General features: G+C 68.0%; 16 protein-coding genes. All 16 read right to left on the bottom strand.

Translation table 11 applies throughout. From position 1 onward, the window contains the following. Positions 1 to 24 precede the first annotated feature (24 nt). Positions 25 to 1686 (bottom strand): alpha-keto acid decarboxylase family protein, encoded by a 1662-nt coding sequence (locus tag ACIA76_RS41560; protein ID WP_397160765.1) that lies wholly within the window; start codon positions 1684 to 1686, stop codon positions 25 to 27. An 18-nt stretch (positions 1687 to 1704) separates the two neighbouring features. After that, positions 1705 to 2574, bottom strand: a complete 870-nt coding sequence (locus tag ACIA76_RS41555) for a hypothetical protein (protein WP_397160763.1) — start codon at positions 2572 to 2574, stop codon at positions 1705 to 1707. Between the two features lie 292 nt (positions 2575 to 2866). Then, positions 2867 to 5311, bottom strand: coding sequence for a Tex family protein (locus ACIA76_RS41550; RefSeq protein ID WP_397160761.1), 2445 nt, complete (start codon positions 5309 to 5311; stop codon positions 2867 to 2869). A 108-nt stretch (positions 5312 to 5419) separates the two neighbouring features. Beyond that, on the bottom strand, positions 5420 to 6103 hold the full coding sequence (gene trmD, locus ACIA76_RS41545) for a tRNA (guanosine(37)-N1)-methyltransferase TrmD (protein ID WP_397160782.1): 684 nt from the start codon (positions 6101 to 6103) through the stop codon (positions 5420 to 5422). Between the two features lie 21 nt (positions 6104 to 6124). Then, entirely contained in the window at positions 6125 to 6649 is a 525-nt protein-coding gene (gene rimM / locus ACIA76_RS41540; protein ID WP_397160759.1) for a ribosome maturation factor RimM, read from the bottom strand. Further along, on the bottom strand, positions 6650 to 6892 hold the full coding sequence (locus ACIA76_RS41535) for an RNA-binding protein (protein WP_397160758.1): 243 nt from the start codon (positions 6890 to 6892) through the stop codon (positions 6650 to 6652). Then, on the bottom strand, positions 6892 to 7329 hold the full coding sequence (rpsP, locus tag ACIA76_RS41530; RefSeq protein WP_397160756.1) for a 30S ribosomal protein S16: 438 nt from the start codon (positions 7327 to 7329) through the stop codon (positions 6892 to 6894). Before rpsP ends, ACIA76_RS41535 begins: the two co-directional genes overlap by 1 nt. 192 nt (positions 7330 to 7521) lie before the next feature. Continuing rightward, the gene (locus ACIA76_RS41525; RefSeq protein ID WP_397160754.1) at positions 7522 to 8106 is read right to left on the bottom strand and encodes a Uma2 family endonuclease; all 585 of its coding nucleotides are present in this window, start codon (positions 8104 to 8106) and stop codon (positions 7522 to 7524) included. A gap of 100 nt (positions 8107 to 8206) precedes the next feature. Then, complete coding sequence (locus ACIA76_RS41520; protein ID WP_397160752.1) at positions 8207 to 8950, bottom strand: class I SAM-dependent methyltransferase; 744 nt, start codon at positions 8948 to 8950, stop codon at positions 8207 to 8209. Positions 8951 to 9139: 189 nt separating this feature from the next. Continuing rightward, positions 9140 to 10240 (bottom strand): amidohydrolase family protein, encoded by a 1101-nt coding sequence (locus ACIA76_RS41515; RefSeq protein WP_397160750.1) that lies wholly within the window; start codon positions 10238 to 10240, stop codon positions 9140 to 9142. A gap of 27 nt (positions 10241 to 10267) precedes the next feature. Continuing rightward, positions 10268 to 11842 carry a signal recognition particle protein gene (ffh, locus tag ACIA76_RS41510; protein WP_397160748.1) on the bottom strand — a complete coding sequence of 525 codons (1575 nt, stop codon included), beginning with the start codon at positions 11840 to 11842 and terminating at the stop codon, positions 10268 to 10270. A gap of 56 nt (positions 11843 to 11898) precedes the next feature. Beyond that, positions 11899 to 12213, bottom strand: a complete 315-nt coding sequence (locus ACIA76_RS41505; RefSeq protein ID WP_397160747.1) for a hypothetical protein — start codon at positions 12211 to 12213, stop codon at positions 11899 to 11901. A 163-nt stretch (positions 12214 to 12376) separates the two neighbouring features. After that, positions 12377 to 14821 (bottom strand): [protein-PII] uridylyltransferase, encoded by a 2445-nt coding sequence (locus ACIA76_RS41500; RefSeq protein ID WP_397160745.1) that lies wholly within the window; start codon positions 14819 to 14821, stop codon positions 12377 to 12379. Positions 14822 to 14913: 92 nt separating this feature from the next. After that, positions 14914 to 15252: a P-II family nitrogen regulator gene (locus ACIA76_RS41495; protein ID WP_397160743.1), complete on the bottom strand. Its 339-nt coding sequence runs from the start codon at positions 15250 to 15252 to the stop codon at positions 14914 to 14916. 5 nt (positions 15253 to 15257) lie between these two features. After that, positions 15258 to 16673: an ammonium transporter gene (locus tag ACIA76_RS41490; RefSeq protein WP_397160741.1), complete on the bottom strand. Its 1416-nt coding sequence runs from the start codon at positions 16671 to 16673 to the stop codon at positions 15258 to 15260. 211 nt (positions 16674 to 16884) lie between these two features. Further along, entirely contained in the window at positions 16885 to 18288 is a 1404-nt protein-coding gene (gene ftsY, locus ACIA76_RS41485; RefSeq protein ID WP_397160739.1) for a signal recognition particle-docking protein FtsY, read from the bottom strand. Positions 18289 to 18367: the final 79 nt, after the last annotated feature.

Below are 18367 nucleotides of genomic sequence, written 5' to 3'. Positions count from 1 at the left end.
CCGTTAATCGGGCCCGGCTCGCGCTCACGACCTCGAATTCGCGGCGGTGATCGACGCGGATACCTCGATCATGAAGGGCGGATAGTCGAGGGTGTCGGTGAACACCTCGAGCAGCACCAGCCGGTCCCGGGCCGCCGCGGCGGCGCTCAGGCTATCGCGCAGCTCGGCGATCGTGCGGGCCCGCAGGACCGCGACCGCCTCCGGATCGGCGCCGAAGGCATGCGGCAGCGCATCCCAGCGCCAGGGCACGATGTCGTTGTAGGGGGCGTGCTCGCCGTGGATCGCGCGCTCGACGGCGTAGCCGTTGTTGTTGACCAGCACGATCACCCCGGGCACCCGCTCGCGGATCCAGACGCCGAGTTCCTGGATGGTCAGCTGCGCGGCACCGTCGCCGATCACCAGCACAGGCCGCCGATCCGGACAGGCCAGTCCGGCGCCCAGCGCCGCGGGCAGGGTGTATCCGATCGAACCCCACAGCGGCTGGCCGAGGAAGGTGATGCCCGAGGGCATCCGCTGGGTGGCCAGCCCGAAGAAGGCGGTGCCCTGTTCGGCGACCACGATGTTGTTGTCGCCCAGGGCATCCGCGACCAGCGGCCACAGCGCGGCCTGGGTCAGCGGGCCGTCGGCGGGCGGATACTCTCCCGCGGCCTGGGCGATCTCGATCGTCTCGGCGGGCGCGAATTCGCCCGCGATCTCGGTGAGCACCTGCAGCGCCGTGGGCAGTGACAGCGGGGCGTAGGCGTCGACCCCGCCGATGACGACCCGATCGGGGCCGATATCGATGGTGCGCCGCGGATCCACGCGCTGACTGAATCCGGCGGTGATGGTGTCGGTGTACTGCACGCCGACGGTCACGAGACGCTCGGCCTCCTCGACGGCGTGGCGCACACCGGCCTCGGAAGCCGCGCCGGAGTACACGCCCAGGAAGTTGGCCGCGGACTCGTCGACAACTGTCTTACCCCAGGCCAGCGTGGCATGCGGCAGGTTCGCGCCGGCCACCAGTGTGCGCAGCCGCTCGGTCGCGCCGACCCGGTCGACGAACACATCGGCCAGCACGGTGACCCGCTTGCCGCCTAGGAACTCTCGCGCGGCCTGTTCGAAGGCCGCCCGGGCGCCGGGACTGGAGAAGTCGGCCGGTGGGGCCAACGGTGCACTCGGCGGCGCGACCTCGACCTGGGCCACATCGGTGGCGAGCATGAGGTAGCCGGGCCGCCGATGTACGCGCACCGCGCGCAGCACGCGATCGATTTCGGCGCAGGCGTCGGCCGCGCCGAGATCGGCCTGCGCACAGGTGATCTCCGCGGCGATCCGGCGGAAGTGATGGAAGTCACCGTCACCGAGGGTGTGGTGGGTGATGCGGTGATTGACCTGGATGTCCTTGGCCGGGACGCCGACGATATGCACCACCGGCACCCGCTCGGCGTAGCTGCCCGCGATCGCGTTGGCCGCGCTCAGCTCGCCGACACCGTAGGTGGTCACCACCGCGCCGATGCCACGCAGCCGGGCGTATCCGTCGGCGGCGTATCCGGCGTTGAGTTCATTGGCGCCGCCGACCCATCGCACGCCCTCGTGGGCGACGACGTGATCGAGGAAGCGGAGATTGAAATCGCCCGGCACACCGAAGATTTCGGTGACACCCAATTCACGCAACCGATCGAGCAGATAATCCCCGACTACATAAACCATACTTCCACAGTGGCACCCCTATCCGGTGCCAGCAACGTGTCTGCTACCACGGTTTGGATGCGGCGGCGCCGGAGCGGGGACCACCGTCCTGGCCAATTCCTCCTCGGCGGCGCGATATATGTGCGCTACGTCCGGTTTGCCCGCTATCAGGTCTTGAACGAAGATCTTGGCGCGAATCACCGGTCGGCGATATCGCCGTTCGCGGCGGATCGCGCGCTGCATGAGCCGGGCTCGTCCCGCGTAGCGCCAGCGCGCCCAGGGCGCTCCCGGGCGACTCAACCGCAACGCGCCAACAATCAGCAACGGCAGGAAGAACATTCCGAACAGACCCGTCCAGATCTTGCCTTTGGCGATGACTACCGCGGCCAGCCCCAGATTCACGATCGCGAACGCGGTGACCAGGATTCGCCCCGGCACGCTGTCATCGTGGCGAATGTCATTGAAGTCCAGCAGCCACAACGGATGGAATCCGAGCAACAGCAGTCCGGTCACCGCGAGCGCGACGAACACCGCGTCGACCGAGGTGCGGCCCTGCTCCTCCCAATAGACGTCGCGCAGGTAATAGATGAGCGCGAACTCGTCGAGCACCAGCGCCGCCCCGACCCCGAAGGCCGCGGCCAGCACGCTGACCGTGCCGACGCCGCTCTGATACATCGTGACCAGCCCGATGCCCGACAGCAACACCATCACCACCCCGAACACCATGTGGTGGATGTGCACATTCCCCGCGCGCAGATTGCCCGGCCACCAGCGGACCCGCTTACGGATCAGCCGAACGCTGAGCCGAATCAGCAAGAACCCCACAATGAATCCGAGCAAGAAGCACATCAGCGGCAGCCGGCCCGCGGCCAGCACGGAATCGTCGAGCCACCGTCGAAAGTCCGCCATACTCCAGTCGTCTCCGCCTGTCCGGTGTCGGGATCGGTCCGCCCAGCCACATTGTGCAGCAAACACACCACCGCCGGCCGAACCCCACCCGTCAACCGCATGCCGATCAGCCGTCCGACCACCACCTTCGCACAGCCGGGCCGAACATCGACAGCGACGATCCCCGTCCGCGCGCGATGGTTGCCGTAGGGCATCCGCCCCCGGATCGGCTCGCGCCGTTGATGTTTCGCCTACACCAATCTAGTCGGTCGGCCGACCGGGAGAGCCCGGGCGGCCGATCCGAGGGGAGTTCTCAGCGGCCGAATCCCGCGCGACGCAGGGCATCGGCCATGGAGCCGGTGGGCTCGGGGGCGTTGCGGCGCTGGCCACCGCGGTTCTGGTTACCCCGGCCTTGACCCTGGCCCTGGCTCTGGTTGCCGCGACCCTGGCCTTGGCCCTGGTTTTGGTCCTGGGCGCGTTGGCGCTGGTTGCCGCCGCCGCGCTGGCCCTGGCCGCGGCCCTCGCCCTTCTCGGGCTTACCACCCGCGCCGGGCTCGTCGTCCAGGCGCAGGGACAGGCCGATGCGCTGGCGGGCCACGTCGACCTCGAGCACCTTGACCTTGACCACATCGCCGGACTTCACGACCTCGCGCGGATCGCGAACGAAGTTGTGGGACATGGCCGATACGTGCACCAGGCCGTCCTGGTGGACACCGATGTCGACGAACGCGCCGAAGGCGGCGACATTGGTGACCACACCCTCGAGCACCATGCCGGGCTCGAGGTCGGCGACCTTCTCGATGCCCGCGGCGAATTCGGCGGTCTTGAACTCCGGACGCGGGTCGCGGCCCGGCTTCTCGAGCTCGGCGATGATGTCGGTGACGGTCGGCACACCGAACTTCTCGTCGGTGAACTTGTCCGCACGCAGCGAACGCAGCACCGTGGTGTTACCGATGAGCTCGTGCACCCCGCGACCGGTGTCGTCGAGAATGCGCCGAACCACCGGATAGGCCTCCGGATGCACCGCCGAGGTGTCGAGCGGATCGTCACCGCCGCGGATGCGCAGGAAGCCCGCGCACTGCTCGAACGCCTTGGGCCCCAGCCGCGGAACGCTCAGCAGCGCCGTGCGGCTCTGGAACGGCCCGTTCTGATCGCGGTGCGCCACAATGGCTTCCGCCACCGAGGACGAGATACCCGACACTCGCGACAGCAGCGGCACCGAGGCGGTGTTCACATCGACGCCGACCGCGTTCACCGCATCCTCGACGACCGCGCCCAGCGAGCGGGCCAGCAGCGTCTCGGACACATCGTGCTGATACTGGCCGACGCCGATCGACTTCGGATCGATCTTCACCAGTTCGGCCAGCGGATCCTGCAGGCGGCGCGCGATCGACACCGCACCGCGCAGCGATACGTCCATCTCCGGCAGTTCGGCCGAGGCATAGGCCGAGGCCGAATACACCGACGCGCCCGCCTCCGACACCACGATCTTGGTCGGCTTGTTCTCCGGAATCCGCGAGATCAGCTCGGTGGCAAGGGCATCGGTCTCACGGGAGGCGGTGCCGTTGCCGATGGCGATGAGCTCGACGTTGAAGCGGGCGACCAGCGCGGCCAGCACGGCCAGCGACTTCTCGGTCTGGCCCTGCGGCTTGTGCGGGTAGATGACCTCGGTCGCGACGGCCTTACCGGTGCCGTCGACGACGGCGACCTTGACGCCGGTGCGGTAGCCCGGATCCAGGCCCATTGTCGCGCGGGTCCCGGCGGGGGCGGCCAGCAGCAGATCGCGCAGGTTGGTCGCGAAGACGTCGACGGCATCCTTCTCCGCGGACTGCCGCAGCCGCATCCGCACATCGATGCCCAGGCTCACCTGCAGCTTGGTACGCCAGGCCCAGCGCACGGTGTCCAGCAGCCAGGTGTCGGCGGTGCGGCCCTGTTCGGCGATGCCGAACTTCAACGCGATGCGGCCCTCGTAGATGGTGCGCTCGGTGGGCTCGGATACCGCCTCGGTATCGGGCTCGAGGTGCAGTGTGAGGATCTCTTCCTTCTCACCGCGCAGCAGGGCGAGGATGCGGTGCGAGGGGAGCTTGCTGAACGGCTCGTTGAATTCGAAGTAGTCGGCGAACTTGGCACCCGCCTCCTCCTTGCCGGCACGCACCCGCGAGGAGATCTGCCCGCGGTTCCACATCAGCTCACGCAGCTCGCCGACCAGGTCGGCGTCCTCGGCGAAGCGTTCCACCAGGATCGCGCGGGCGCCGTCGAGCTGTTCGGCGGTGTACTGGGCCGGATCGGTGGTCGGATCGCCGATCAGCGCGTCGGCGACCGGCTCGTGACCCGCCTCGCGGGCGATCTGGGCCTTGGTGCGGCGCTTGGGCTTATAGGGCAGGTAGATGTCCTCGAGGCGGGCCTTGGTCTCGGCGAGCATGATCTGCTGCTCCAGCGCGGTATCCAATTTGCCCTGGCCGCGGATGGATTCGAGGATCGACGTCCGGCGCTCGTCCAGTTCGCGCAGATAGTGCAGCCGCTCCTCCAGCTGCCGCAGCTGCGCGTCGTCGAGTCCGCCGGTGATCTCCTTGCGGTAGCGGGCGATGAACGGCACCGTCGACCCGCCGTCGAGCAGTTCGACGGCGGCGCGGACCTGTTCGTCGCGCACGCTCAGCTCGTCGGCGATGCGACGGCCGACACTGGCGAGGCGAACGGTGCCGGCGGGCTGCGCGGAATCAGCGGCTGCGGTGCTGACGGGTTCGGAGGCTGTCGTCACGCCCGCAGACACTACCGGCGACCCCTGACACTGGACCACAGCTGGACCCCTTTGCGGATGACGTGCCGCTCACACCTGGTGGAAGAACGCGCGAACGGATGCGCGAATTCACTGCGGCGGCAACAGATCCGGGCGGCGAGTGCGGGTGCGGTCCAGGGACTGCTCGCGACGCCACGCCTCGATCTTGGCGTGATTGCCCGAGAGCAGGATTTCGGGGACGTCCAGGCCGCGCCAACTGACCGGGCGGGTGTAGCTGGGGCCCTCGAGCAGGCCGTCGGAGAACGAATCCTGTTGATGGGACTGCTGATTGCCCAGAACGCCCGGAATGAGGCGTACGAGAGCCTCGGCCATCACCAGCACCGCGGCCTCGCCGCCGATGAGGACATAATCGCCGATGCTGACCTCTTCGACGCGCACCCGGCGCGCCGCATCGTCGAAGACGCGTTGATCGATACCTTCGTATCGGCCGCAGGCGAAGACCAGATGCCGCTCCGAAGACCAGCGCTGCGCGGTGTCCTGGGTGAACGGCACGCCCGCGGGCGTGGGCACGATCAGCAGCGCGTCGTCGGGGCACACCTCGTCCAGCGCGTCGCCCCAGACGGTCGGTCTCATCACCATGCCGGGGCCGCCGCCGTAGGGCGAATCGTCCACGGCCTGGTGCACATCATGGGTCCAGCGGCGCAGATTGTGCACGCCGACCTCGACGATGCCCTTATCGATCGCCTTGCCCAGCAACGCCGTTCGCAGCGGTTCGAGGTATTCGGGGAAGATCGTGATCACATCGATCCGCAGCGCGGAGTCGGTGCCCATCGTTCACTCCTCGTCGAGCAGGCCCTCGGGCGGATCGATGACGATCAGGCCCTCGGTGATCGATACGGTCGGCACGATCGCGGTGACGAACGGGATGAGAATCTCCCGCCCGTTATCGGCGGCGCGCACCGAAAGCAGTTCTCCCGCTGCCGAATGCAGCACCTCGGTGACCTCGCCGACCACGGTGCCGTCGCCGAGCCGAACGGTCAGGCCCTCGAGTTCGTGATCGTAGTATTCGTCCGGATCCCGCGAGGGCGGCAGTTCGGCGGTATCGATCAGAAAGATGGTGCCGCGCAACGCATCCGCGGCGCCGCGATCGGCGATACCGTCCAGGCGCACGAGAAGCCGGCCCGAGTGTTCCCGGGCCGACTCCACCGTGAATTGCTGTGTCGATGTCGAGCGGGGCGCGCGCCCGCGCAGGACGGCACCGGGCGCGAACCTCAGTTCGGGCTCGTCGGTGCGCACGTCGACCACGAGTTCGCCCCGCACACCATGGGATTTGGCGACCCGCCCGACAATCAGTTCCATCTACTGATCGGTATCGACCACGTCGACCCGGATGCCCCGGCCGCCGATACCGGCGACGAGGGTGCGCAGCGCGGTCGCGGTGCGACCGCCACGACCGATCACCTTGCCCAGATCCTCCGGGTGCACATGCACCTCGACGGTGCGCCCGCGCCGGCTGGTGATCAGCTCGACGCGGACGTCATCGGGATTGGCGACGATGCCGCGCACCAGGTGCTCGACGGCATCGGCGACGACGGCGGTCATTACGCGCCAGCCTCGGTCTCGGCAGCAGCCTCGGCCTCGTCGGCCTTCTTGGCGGCCTTCTTCTTCGGGGTGACCGCCTCGCCGGCCGGCTCGCTGTCCATGGCGGCCAGCGCGGCGTTGAACAGGTCCAGCTTGGACGGCTTGGCCGCCTTGACCTTCAGGGTGCCCTCGGCGCCCGGCAGACCCTTGAACTTCTGCCAGTCGCCGGTGACCTCCAGCAGGCGCTTGACCGGCTCGGTCGGCTGCGCGCCGACGCCCAGCCAGTACTGCACGCGCTCGGAGTCGACCTGGATCAGCGAGGGCTCTTCCTTCGGGTGGTACAGGCCGATCGACTCGATGGCCCGGCCGTCGCGGCGGGTCCGCGCGTCGGCGACGACGATGCGGTACTGCGGGTTGCGGATCTTGCCGAGCCGGGTGAGCTTGATCTTGACAGCCATGTGCTGTTGATGCCTTTCGGTATGTGGTCACGGTCGCAATTCAGCGACCCACGCGGCGTGCGGGCCCGGTTTTGCGTCAGGTGCTTGTGACCGCCGCGCGGTACGTGACCGGAGACGGGCTGACACCGTCCTCGACGAGGACGATCGACCATTCTGCCAGATGGGCAGCACCCGATGAAATCGGACCCGGGCTCAGCTCAGATCAGCGGTCGGCACATCGACCGGAATCGGCGACGGAGGCGTCACCACTTCCCCGGATTCGGCATAGACGACCTGGTCATAGCCCTTCTCACCGAGCCGATAGCCCCAGAATCTCACCGGTTTGCGGTCCGGCAACTCCACGAGCCAGAGATACGGAACGCCAGCACCCGCATAAGCGGCAGTTTTGGTGTCCCGCTCTGCCCGGCTGTTACCCGGCGACCACACTTCCACCGCAAGCACGATGTTCTCCGGAGCAAAGCTGGTCTGCTTGACATCGACGTCCACGACGACGATATCCGGGATGACCCCTGTACGGAATGCTGTGCTCAGCCGAACACCAACCCCGGGCAGAACATGGAGATCTCCACGACCAGCAGCTTTGAGCGCATCGTCGAGTCGGACCGCGAGCCTGAACGTGGCATGCTGATGCGAGCCCGTAGGCGGTGGTGTCATGTAGAGGTACCCCAGGATTAGCTCGAGTCGAGATCCATCGGCAGGCTGATCTTCGATCAGCCACTCTTCCACAGTCGTAGGCCCCAATGGGTGAATCGTCGAAACCTGGGCGCTCATCGTCATGTCCCGTCCGATCACGTCGGTGGTGAGTGCGCTGCTCCTCTAACAGAACCCATTCTGACATGCCCCGCTGTAAGTCAACTTTCGAAGCGGTACCGCGATCTCACGCCGCTGTGGCCGAGACCGCTTTCGTCGGCAGCCATGGACCACCCCACCACACGCGCCAGCCGAGCGAGCGGCTGGTCACGTCGTGCGCGCCCGCCTCGGCGAGGATCTCGCGGTATTCGCGGGCCTTGAAGATGTCGGCGAGGAGGAGGTGGCCGCCGGGGCGGAGGACTCGCAGGGATTCGCGGACGGCGGCGGCGCGGCCTTCGGGGGATTTGATGTTGTGGATCGCCAGGCTGGAGACGACCACGTCGAAGCTGTGGTCGGGGAAGGGGAGGGCGGTCATATCGCCGGTGTGCAGTTCGATGCGGTCGGCGACGGTCTCGGCGGCGGCGTTGGCCTCGGTGGCCTCCTGGGCGTTGCCGGACTGGTCGACCGAGCGCCACAGATCGACGCCGACGGCCCTGCCGCGCGGCAGGCGGCGGGCCGCGGCGAGGAGCACCGCGCCGCGGCCGCAACCCATGTCGAGCAGCCGTTCGTCACCGCGCAGGGACAGCCCGTCGAGCAGTTCCGCCCAGACCGCGAACTTGCCGCGCAGCGTGGCATGCAGGTACAGGGCGAACTGCGCGGCCATCGCCAGGCCGAGTGCCAGGAAGAACCAGCCCACCGCGGGGCTGAAGGCCGGGCCGATGATCGCGGCGAGCACCAGGTACAGCGCGGCGAATCCGCCGAGGGTCAGCACCGCGGGTGGCGCGTCCACGCCATAAGACCCCCGCCGCTCGACGGCCGAGACCGCACTCATGGGTTCCCCTCTCGTCGATCCCCGGGGGCGCGTTCGGAATCGTTGGACCGCAGCGATTACCGAACCGGCCACAGCCGGGACACCCCTCAACTATCTGCCCAACCCGCGCGGCAGTCCAGTAACCCCGATCGCCGAATCCTATCGACCGCGTCCGCGGGCTCGCACGACCACAGTTGTGCGGGGGCGCGCTCAGCGATGCCCGGTCACCGGATCCCGCCGCGGCCGGACACGACCGCGCAGAATCACATGCGACGGCGCGGCGAGCACATCGCGGCCGCCGCGCGGATCCGACTCGTAGACAACGAGATCCGCGGGTGCGCCCGCCTCGATTCCGGGGCGGCCGAGCCAGGAGCGGGCCTGCCATGCGGCCGCGCCCAGCGCCTCGTGCCACGACAATCCGGCGCCGTGCAGGGCCTCGATCTCGTCGGCGATGCGGCCGTGCCGGATGGAACCGCCCGCATCGGTTCCGGCGTAGATCGCGACCCCGGCGGCGTGGGCTCTGCCGACGGTGTCGCGCACCCGAGCGTGCAGATCGCGCATATGGGCCGCGTAGACGGGGAATTTCGTTGCGCCGTCGGCGATTCCGGGAAAGGTGTCGATATTGATCAGCGTCGGCACGAGCGCGGTCCCGTGCCGCACCATCATCTCGATGGTCTCGTCGGTCAACCCGGTGCCGTGTTCGAGGCAGTCGATCCCTGCCTCGATCAATCCCGGCAGCGCGTCCTCGCCGAAGACGTGCGCGGTGACCCGGGCGCCCTCGCGATGGGCGGCGTCGATGGCCTCCTTCAGCACCGCATCGCTCCACAGCGGGCGCAGATCGCCGACCGATCGATCGATCCAATCGCCGACGATCTTCACCCAGCCGTCGCCGCGACGTGCCTGTTCGGCGACGAGGCGCGGTAATTCTCGCTCATCGTCGAGTTCGATGCCGAGTTCGCGGATGTAGCGCTTGGGCCGGGCGATGTGGCGACCCGCCCGGATGATCCTCGGCAGATCTTCGCGCTCATCGATGAATCGGGTGTCGATCGGCGAGCCCGCGTCGCGCAGTAGCAGCGCGCCCGCGTCCCGCTCGATCTCCGCCTGAGCGATCGCGTCCTCGCGATCGGAATGCCCACCGCCGTACCGGATTCCGACATGGCAGTGGGCATCGACCAGCCCGGGCACGATCCACCCTGTGTCACACAGGGTTTCGGCGTCGCGCACGGGTTCGAAGGAGATCAGCCCGTCATGCACCCAGACGTCGCGAACCTCGTCGCCCGGAAGGATTACGCCCCGCAGATGCAGTCGCATGATCACAACCTACTGCGGGGATCGGACCTAGTTCTTCGGGAACTTCAGCTTCGAGATATCGATACCGTCGAGCCCCGGCGGCAATTCGTTGAGACCCGCGGGCATATTCGACAGATCCGGGAATCCGGCGGGCATACCGCCCGGCACGCCGGGCATACCCGGCATTCCCGGGAATCCGCCGCGCATCTTCGGCTGGGTCGGACCGCGTCCGCCCTTCTTGCCCTTCTTCCCCTTCTTGTTCTTGGCATTGCGACCGCCGGGCAGGCCCATTTGCCGGCCCATCATCGCCATCATCTTCTTGGCCTCGAAGAACCGGTCGACCAGCTGGTTGACCTCCGAGACCGCCACGCCCGAACCGTTGGCGATGCGCAGGCGGCGAGAGGCGTTGATGATCTTCGGATTATCGCGTTCGGCGGGGGTCATGCCGCGGATGATGGCCTGCACCCGGTCCAGCTGCTTATCGTCGACCGCGGCCAGGGCGTCCTTCATCTGATTCGCGCCGGGCAGCATGCCGAGCAGATTCGCGATCGGGCCCATCTTGCGAATGGCGAGCATCTGCTCGAGGAAGTCCTCGAGGGTCATCTCCCCCGAGCCGATCTTGCGCGCGGCCTCCTCGGCCTGCTGCTGGTCGTAGACCTGCTCGGCCTGCTCGATCAGGGTGAGCAGATCACCCATGCCGAGGATCCGGCTGGACATGCGGTCCGGATGGAAGACGTCGAAGTCCTCGAGCTTCTCACCGGTCGAGGCGAACAGGATCGGCACGCCGGTGACCTCGCGCACGCTCAGCGCCGCGCCGCCGCGGGCGTCGCCGTCGAGCTTGGTCAGCACCACGCCGGTGAAGCCGACGCCGTCGCGGAAGGATTCGGCGGTGGTGACCGCGTCCTGACCGATCATCGCGTCGAGCACGAACAGCGTCTCGTCCGGCTGCACCGCATCGCGGATGCCCGCGGCCTGACGCATCAGTTCCTCGTCGATGCCGAGGCGTCCGGCGGTGTCGACGATGACCACGTCGTACTGCTTCTGCCGAGCCTCCTCGACGCCCGCCTCGGCGACCTCGACCGGATCGGCTGCCGTGACGCCCAGCGGATTCTCGCCGCCACCAACGGAGGTGCCCGGATGCGGTGCGAACACCGGCACCCCGGCCCGCTCGCCGACCACCTGCAGCTGGGTCACCGCGCCCGGACGCTGCAGGTCGCAGGCCACCAGCAACGGCGTATGTCCCTGATCCTTCAGCCATTTCGCGAGCTTGCCCGCCAGCGTGGTCTTACCCGCGCCCTGCAGACCGGCGAGCATGACGACCGTGGGCGGATTCTTCGCGAACTGCAGCCGCCGGGTCTCGCCGCCGAGGATGCCGACGAGCTCCTCGTTGACGATCTTGACGACCTGCTGCGCCGGGTTGAGGGCCCCCGACACCTCGGCGCCCTTGGCGCGCTCCTTGATTCGGGCGATGAACTGACGCACCACCGGCAGCGCGACGTCGGCCTCGAGCAGGGCGAGTCGAATCTCCCGTGCGGTCGCATCGATATCGGCCGGTGACAGGCGCCCTTTCCCGCGCAGATCCTGCAGGGCACCGGTCAACCGGTCGGACAGGGATTCGAACACCGATCGCGCTCCTGGTTTCTCGAGGGAATGTCACTCGATATACCAGGGTACGGGGCCTACTCCAGCACGCGCCGCCGAGGCCGGGGCGCCTGGCGAATATCGCGGTTCTCCGAGGCCACCATTCCCACCGCCTCGCGCGCGGTGAGCCCCAATTCCAGCGCCATGCCGTCCAGGCGCGACCACTCCACCTCGCTGATCTCCTCGTGATCGCCGACCGTCGAGGCGATGGTCATCGCGGTGACCGCCTGCCGTCCGGAAAGGGTCCGCCCGGGTAGCCAGGACACCACCCAGCGATCGCCCCCGACACAGCGCGCGATATGTTCGGTCCTATCGCTGGTCATGATCGACGAGGCGACGACTTCGATGGCCACCGATCCCGCTCCCTCACGCTCTACCAGCACTGCGAAGCTCGGACGAATCTGATATTAGAGTGGGGAACAGTGCACGCGACATATGTAATCGCAGATCACTCGCAACGATCTGGTTAACCAGCAAACGACAGGTTTGCCAGCAACTATGCGCCGGGGCTACCGATCAGTAATTCTCATCGGACCCTGTTCGACTGTCCGTTTCGGTCGGTTTCTTCGGCTCGGGATGCGGAACCACCGCCAGCAGCGCCGCCTCGATCTCGGCCCGTCGCTCGAGGGTATCGGTCGCGCCGAAATCCAGGCAGAACGAGTCGACCACGGCCGCGCCCATGGTCACGACCCGGGCCCAGCGGACATCGGCGCCGGCCCCGGCCAATATGGCCGCGAGCCGGCTCAGCAGTCCGATGCGATCCTCGGCGCGCAACTCCAACAGCACCTGACCCCGAATCGTGGTGTCGCTCCACTTGATTCGCGGCGCGGCCTGGGCGTAGGGGCTGGGCCGCGACGCGGCGTCACGTTCCTTCTTGGCCAGCACGGCCGCCAGATCCAGATCACCGTTGATCGCCCTGATCAGCTCCTGACGCAGCAGGCCCGCATCCGGTGGATCGCCGAATTTCGGTGTGACGACGAAGGTATCGATCGCCGAGGGCCCTGCGGCGCCCAGCGAGGCCGACAGCACCCGCAGTGAGTGCAGCGCCAGCACGCCCGCCGCATCCGACAGCAGGCCCGGGGTGTCGGGCGCGATCACCGTGACGATATGGGTGTAGCGCCCCTCGCCGGGCCGCAGTTCCACATGCACCCCGCCCGCCTCGGCCTTCTCCAGCAGTTCCGGATCGATCGGATCCGGTTGCGGCAGTTGCTCACCCGCCATCGCCAGGCCGCAGCGGCGCACCAGATCCCGGATCAGCGAGGCCTTCCAATCACCCCATACGCCCGGGCCCGTGGCCAGCGAATCGGCCTCGGCCAGGGTGTGCAGCAGCTCGAGCAGCTGCGCATCGCCTTCGAGGGTGTCGACGACCATCCGCACGGTCTGCGGATCGGCCAGATCGCGACGGGTCGCGGTGTCGGGCAACAGCAGATGATGCCGGACGATGGCGCTGAGGGTGAGCACATCCGAGGGCCACAGCCCCAGCCGGCGGCCGATCCGGGTGGCCAGCTCCGCGCCCACGACGCTGTGATCCTCCGGGCGCCCCTTGCCGATATCGTGCAGCAGCGCGCCCAGCAGCAGCAGATCCGGCCGGGCCACCCGCGTGCTGAGCGCACTGGCGTAGGCCACCGTCTCCACCAGATGCCGGTCCACGGTCCAGATGTGCATCGGATCGCGCGGCGGCAGATCGCGCACCGCGCCCCATTCCGGAAACAGCCTGCCCCACAGGCCCGTTCGATCCAGCGCCTCGACCGCGGCGATGGCGCTACGACCCGTGCCCAGCAGCACGAGCAGATCGTTGAGCGCCTCGCGCGGCCACGGTTCGCGCAGTTCGGGCGCGTCCTCGGACAGGCGATTGAGCGTGGTCGCGGCCATCGGCAGTCCGCTCTGCGCCGAGGCCGAGGCCACCCGCAGGATCAGTCCGGGATCCTTCTGCGGTCGTGCGTCGCGGGCCAGCACGACCTCACCGCCGTGTTCGACCACGCCCTCGTCGAGCGGTCGCCGCACCGGCATGCGGCGCAGCCGCGCCAGCCCGCGCCGGGGCAGAGCGTTTGCGGCCGTGCGCAATCCGACATCGACCGAATAGCCGACCGTGCGCGCGGCATCGCTGAGGGTGCGGGCCAGATCGAACCGATCGCCGATGCGCAGGGCCGAGCCGATCTCGTCGGCGTCCTGCGCGCGCAGCTGATCGCGGGCGCGCCCGGCGACGCGATGCAGTTCGGTGCGCACGTCGAGCAGTCGCCGGTGCGCGTGTTCGAGGCCGCCGCCCGGCACATCCGGTCCGAGACCGGGCATGGCATCGGTCAGCTGGGCGATGGCCAGGGCGTCGAGCAGCTGGATATCGCGCAGGCCGCCGCGCCCATACTTCAGATCGGGTTCGGCGCGGTGCGCGATCTCGCCGTTGCGCTTCCAGCGCGTTTCGGCCTGTTCCACCAATTCGCCGAAGCGCGAACGGATTCCGGTGCGCCATTCCCGGCGCACGCCGCCGATCAGCAGGTTGCTCAGTTCGGCGTCGCCCACGATATGACGGGCCTCAAGCATGGCGAGTCCTGCGGTCAGATCCCCCGCGGCCACCCGCAGCGCCTGCGGGACCGTGCGCACGCTGTGGTCGAGTTTGATGTGCGCGTCCCAGAGCGGATACCACAGCTTGTCGGCGACCTCCGCGACCCGCTCGGGATCGATATCGTCGTGCAGCAGCATCAGATCCAGATCCGAATACGGCAACATCTCCCTGCGGCCCAGCCCGCCGACCGCGACCACGGCCAATCCGCTGTCGCGGGTGATACCGAACTCGGCCCCCTTGGTGGTGAGCCACAGCTCGTACAGATCGACCAGGGCCTGGCGCAGGGCCTCGGCGTCCAACCGCGGATGGCGGGTATCCCCACCCTTCAGCAGTTGATCCCGCGCGCGCACCAGATCCTTTGCCCCGCCCAATGATTCGTCTTTCGCCTGCTGCTTGCCCACAACCCACCACCCATGAAATGTGGGCGGCCCCGCCCCCGACCGGACTCCGGTCGGGGGCGGGGCCGCCGCTCGACTTGTTCTGCTGTTCTCTCCTACAGAGCGTCGGCACCGCGTTCACCGGTGCGAACCCGGATGACCGAGTCGACCGGGGTGACCCAGACCTTGCCGTCACCGATCTTGCCGGTACGGGCGGCCTCGACGATGACCTCGACCACCTTCTCCACGGAGGCATCGTCCACGACCACCTCGACCCGGACCTTGGGCACGAAATCGACGGAGTACTCGGCGCCGCGGTAGACCTCGGTGTGGCCCTTCTGCCGTCCGTAGCCCTGAACCTCGCTGACCGTCATGCCCAGCACACCCGCCTGCTCGAGACCGGACTTGACGTCCTCGAGCGTGAACGGTTTGACGATCGCAGTGATGAGTTTCATGTTCGTCATGCCTCCTTGACGGCGGTACGTGCCGTGCCACCCACAGCAGCGAAATCGTATGCCGTTTCAGCATGCGCCGATTCGTCCATACCCTCGAACTCCTCCTCCTCGGAGGGGCGTACACCGACGGTGAACTTGATGACGTAAGCGATGATCAACGACATGATGAACGAGAAGGCCAGCACGGTGAACGCGCCGACCGCCTGCTTACCCAACTGACTGAAGCCGCCGCCGTAGAACAGGCCCTTGGCTCCATTCAGGGCCGCCGACGCACCGGACTCCGGCGTGAGGAACAGACCGATCATGAGGGTACCGATGACACCGCCGACCAGGTGCACACCGACCACGTCGAGCGAGTCGTCGAAGCCGAGCTTGAATTTCAGCCCGACCGCCAGCGCGCACAGGGCCCCGGCGACCGCGCCGATCACCAACGCGCCCAGCACATTCACCGACGAACAGGACGGGGTGATGGCGACCAGACCCGCCACGATGCCCGAGGCCGCGCCGAGGCTGGTCGCGTGTCCGTCGCGGAGCTTCTCCACCAGCAGCCAGCCCAGCATGGCGGCGGCGGTGGCGAAGGTGGTGGTGAGGAAGGTGGAACCGGCCAGGCCGTTGGAGCTGACCGCGGATCCGGCGTTGAATCCGAACCAGCCGAACCACAGCAGACCGGCGCCGAGCATGACGAAGGGCAGGTTGTGCGGACGCATCGCGGTGGTCGGCCAGCCCTTGCGCCGACCGAGCACCAGACAGAGCGCCAGGCCCGCGGCGCCGGCGTTGATATGCACCGCGGTGCCGCCCGCGAAGTCGATGGCCTGCAGCTTGTTGGCGATCCAGCCGCCGGTGTGCACGACGTTGCCCGCGGCGTCCTTGACGTCGAAGTCGAAGACCCAGTGCGCCACCGGGAAGTACACGAGGGTCGCCCAGACCGCGGCGAAGATCAGCCAGGCGCGGAACTTGAGGCGGTCGGCGACCGCACCCGAGATGAGGGCCACCGTGATGATGGCGAACATCAGCTGGAAGGCGACGAAGACCGTCATCGGGATCGTGCCCGCCAGCGGAATGTCGGTTCCGGGGACGGCCGCGACGCCGGTGGATGGATCGGCCGCCACCGCCTTGGCGGCGTTGCCGCCCATCAGGCCCTTCAGTCCGAAGAACTGCGCGGGGTTACCGATGACCCCGAACTTGTTGTTGCCGAAGGCCTCGGAGAATCCGTAGATCGCCCAGAGCACGCCCACGATACCCATCGCGGAGATGGACATCATGATCATGTTGAGCACGTTCTTCGAGCGAACCATGCCGCCGTAGAAGAACGCCAGCCCTGGTGTCATCAGCAGGACGAGCGCGGAGCTCGCCAGCATCCATGCGGTATCACCGGTGTCCGGGACACCGACCAAGGGATACGCCACCTTGTTCCTCCTCATCTCGGGCCCGCCCAGAACTACGGCGACGAGCCTGCACAGAAGGTTCGCGATTCGGTGTTTCGTCCGTGCCGCTGCGATGTTTCACCTGCGTGAACGGATTTGACCTCGGTGTTGCATCCTTGTTTCCCCGCTCTCCCGAGCGGTTTGTATTTCCTGGTGAGAATACTGCCCGGATGCGGATATACCGTGAACGTCCGCTGTGGAACGGTGGTCAGCCCAGCAGCGCGTCGACGAACGCGCCCGGTTCGAACGGCGCCAGATCGTCGGCGCCCTCGCCCAGACCGACCAGTTTCACCGGCACGCCGAGTTCGTGCTGAACCTGGAAGACGATGCCGCCCTTGGCCGTTCCGTCGAGTTTGGTCAGCACCACACCGGTGATGTCGACGACCTCGGCGAAGACCCGGGCCTGAGTGAGACCGTTCTGGCCGACGGTCGCGTCGAGGACCAGCAGCACCTCGTCCACGGCCGCCTTCTTCTCCACCACCCGCTTGACCTTGCCCAGCTCGTCCATCAGGCCGGTCTTGGTGTGCAGGCGCCCCGCGGTATCAATGAGTACGACGTCGACGCCGTCGGTGATTCCGGTGCTGACCGCGTCGAAGGCGACCGACGCCGGATCGGCGGCCTCGCGCCCGCGCACGGTCTCCGCGCCGACCCGCTCGCCCCAGGTCTGCAGCTGATCTGCCGCCGCGGCGCGGAAGGTGTCGGCCGCGCCCAGCAGCACGCGGCGGCCGTCGGCGACCAGCACGCGCGCCAATTTGCCCGTGGTCGTGGTCTTTCCGGTGCCGTTGACGCCGACGACCAGCAGGATCGATGGGTGATCGTCATGCGGCAACGCCCGGATCGATCGATCCAGTTCCGGCCGCAGCGCCTCGATCAGCACATCGCGCAGCACCTGGCGGGCCTGTTCGGGGGTGCGCACCGTGCGCGCGGCCAGCTCCTCGCGGAGTCGATCGACGACCGCGGTGGTACTCGCCGTGCCGAGATCGGCCATGACGAGGGTGTCCTCGATCTCCTCCCACGAATCCTCGTCCAGATCGCCGCCGCCGAGCAGGCCGAGCAGGCTCTTGCCGACGGCGTTCTGGGAGCGGGCCAGCCGCCCGCGCAGGCGGATCAGGCGGCCGCTGGTGGGCTCGATCTCCTCGAGTCGCGGTGCGGGAGTAGCGGTTTCGGCGGGGACCTCGACCGGAGCCGATTCCGCGGGCGCGGCGGGCACTTCCGCTTCGGCGGGCGCGGCCTCCTCGACGGGTGCGGCCTCGGCCGGGACCTCCTCGATATCGGCCTCGGGCAGCCGGACATCGGTGATGGTCCGCCGCGTCGAATCCCGCGGGATCGCCGCATCGTCGCCGATATGCGGCTGACCCTCGTCGTCGGTCCGCTCGATCGGGACCGGTTCGGGTTCCTTCGGCGGGGTCAGCGTCGACGTCGCGGCCCCGCCCTGACTGAAGTTGAATCCTCCGGCCGCCGAATACCCGCCCGACCGGTCGGTCAGCTCCTTATCGGGAGCGGCCGGAGTCAGGGTGACCCGGCGGCGTTTGTACAGAACGAATCCGGATACGAACGCCACCACCAGCACGGCGGCGATCGCGGCGATCAGAATCCAAGCTTGCGCAGTCACGGCCCCATCCTGTCAGAACCACCCGACGTGGTCTGCGGCACGCCGCGCTGCGGCGTCCCGGCGAAAAGCATGCCGGGAA

Source organism: Nocardia sp. NPDC051570 (assembly GCF_044454005.1).
Lineage (GTDB): Bacteria > Actinomycetota > Actinomycetes > Mycobacteriales > Mycobacteriaceae > Nocardia.
Note: the sequence above shows the minus strand (reverse complement) of the source record. Positions and strands in the feature narration are given on the sequence as shown.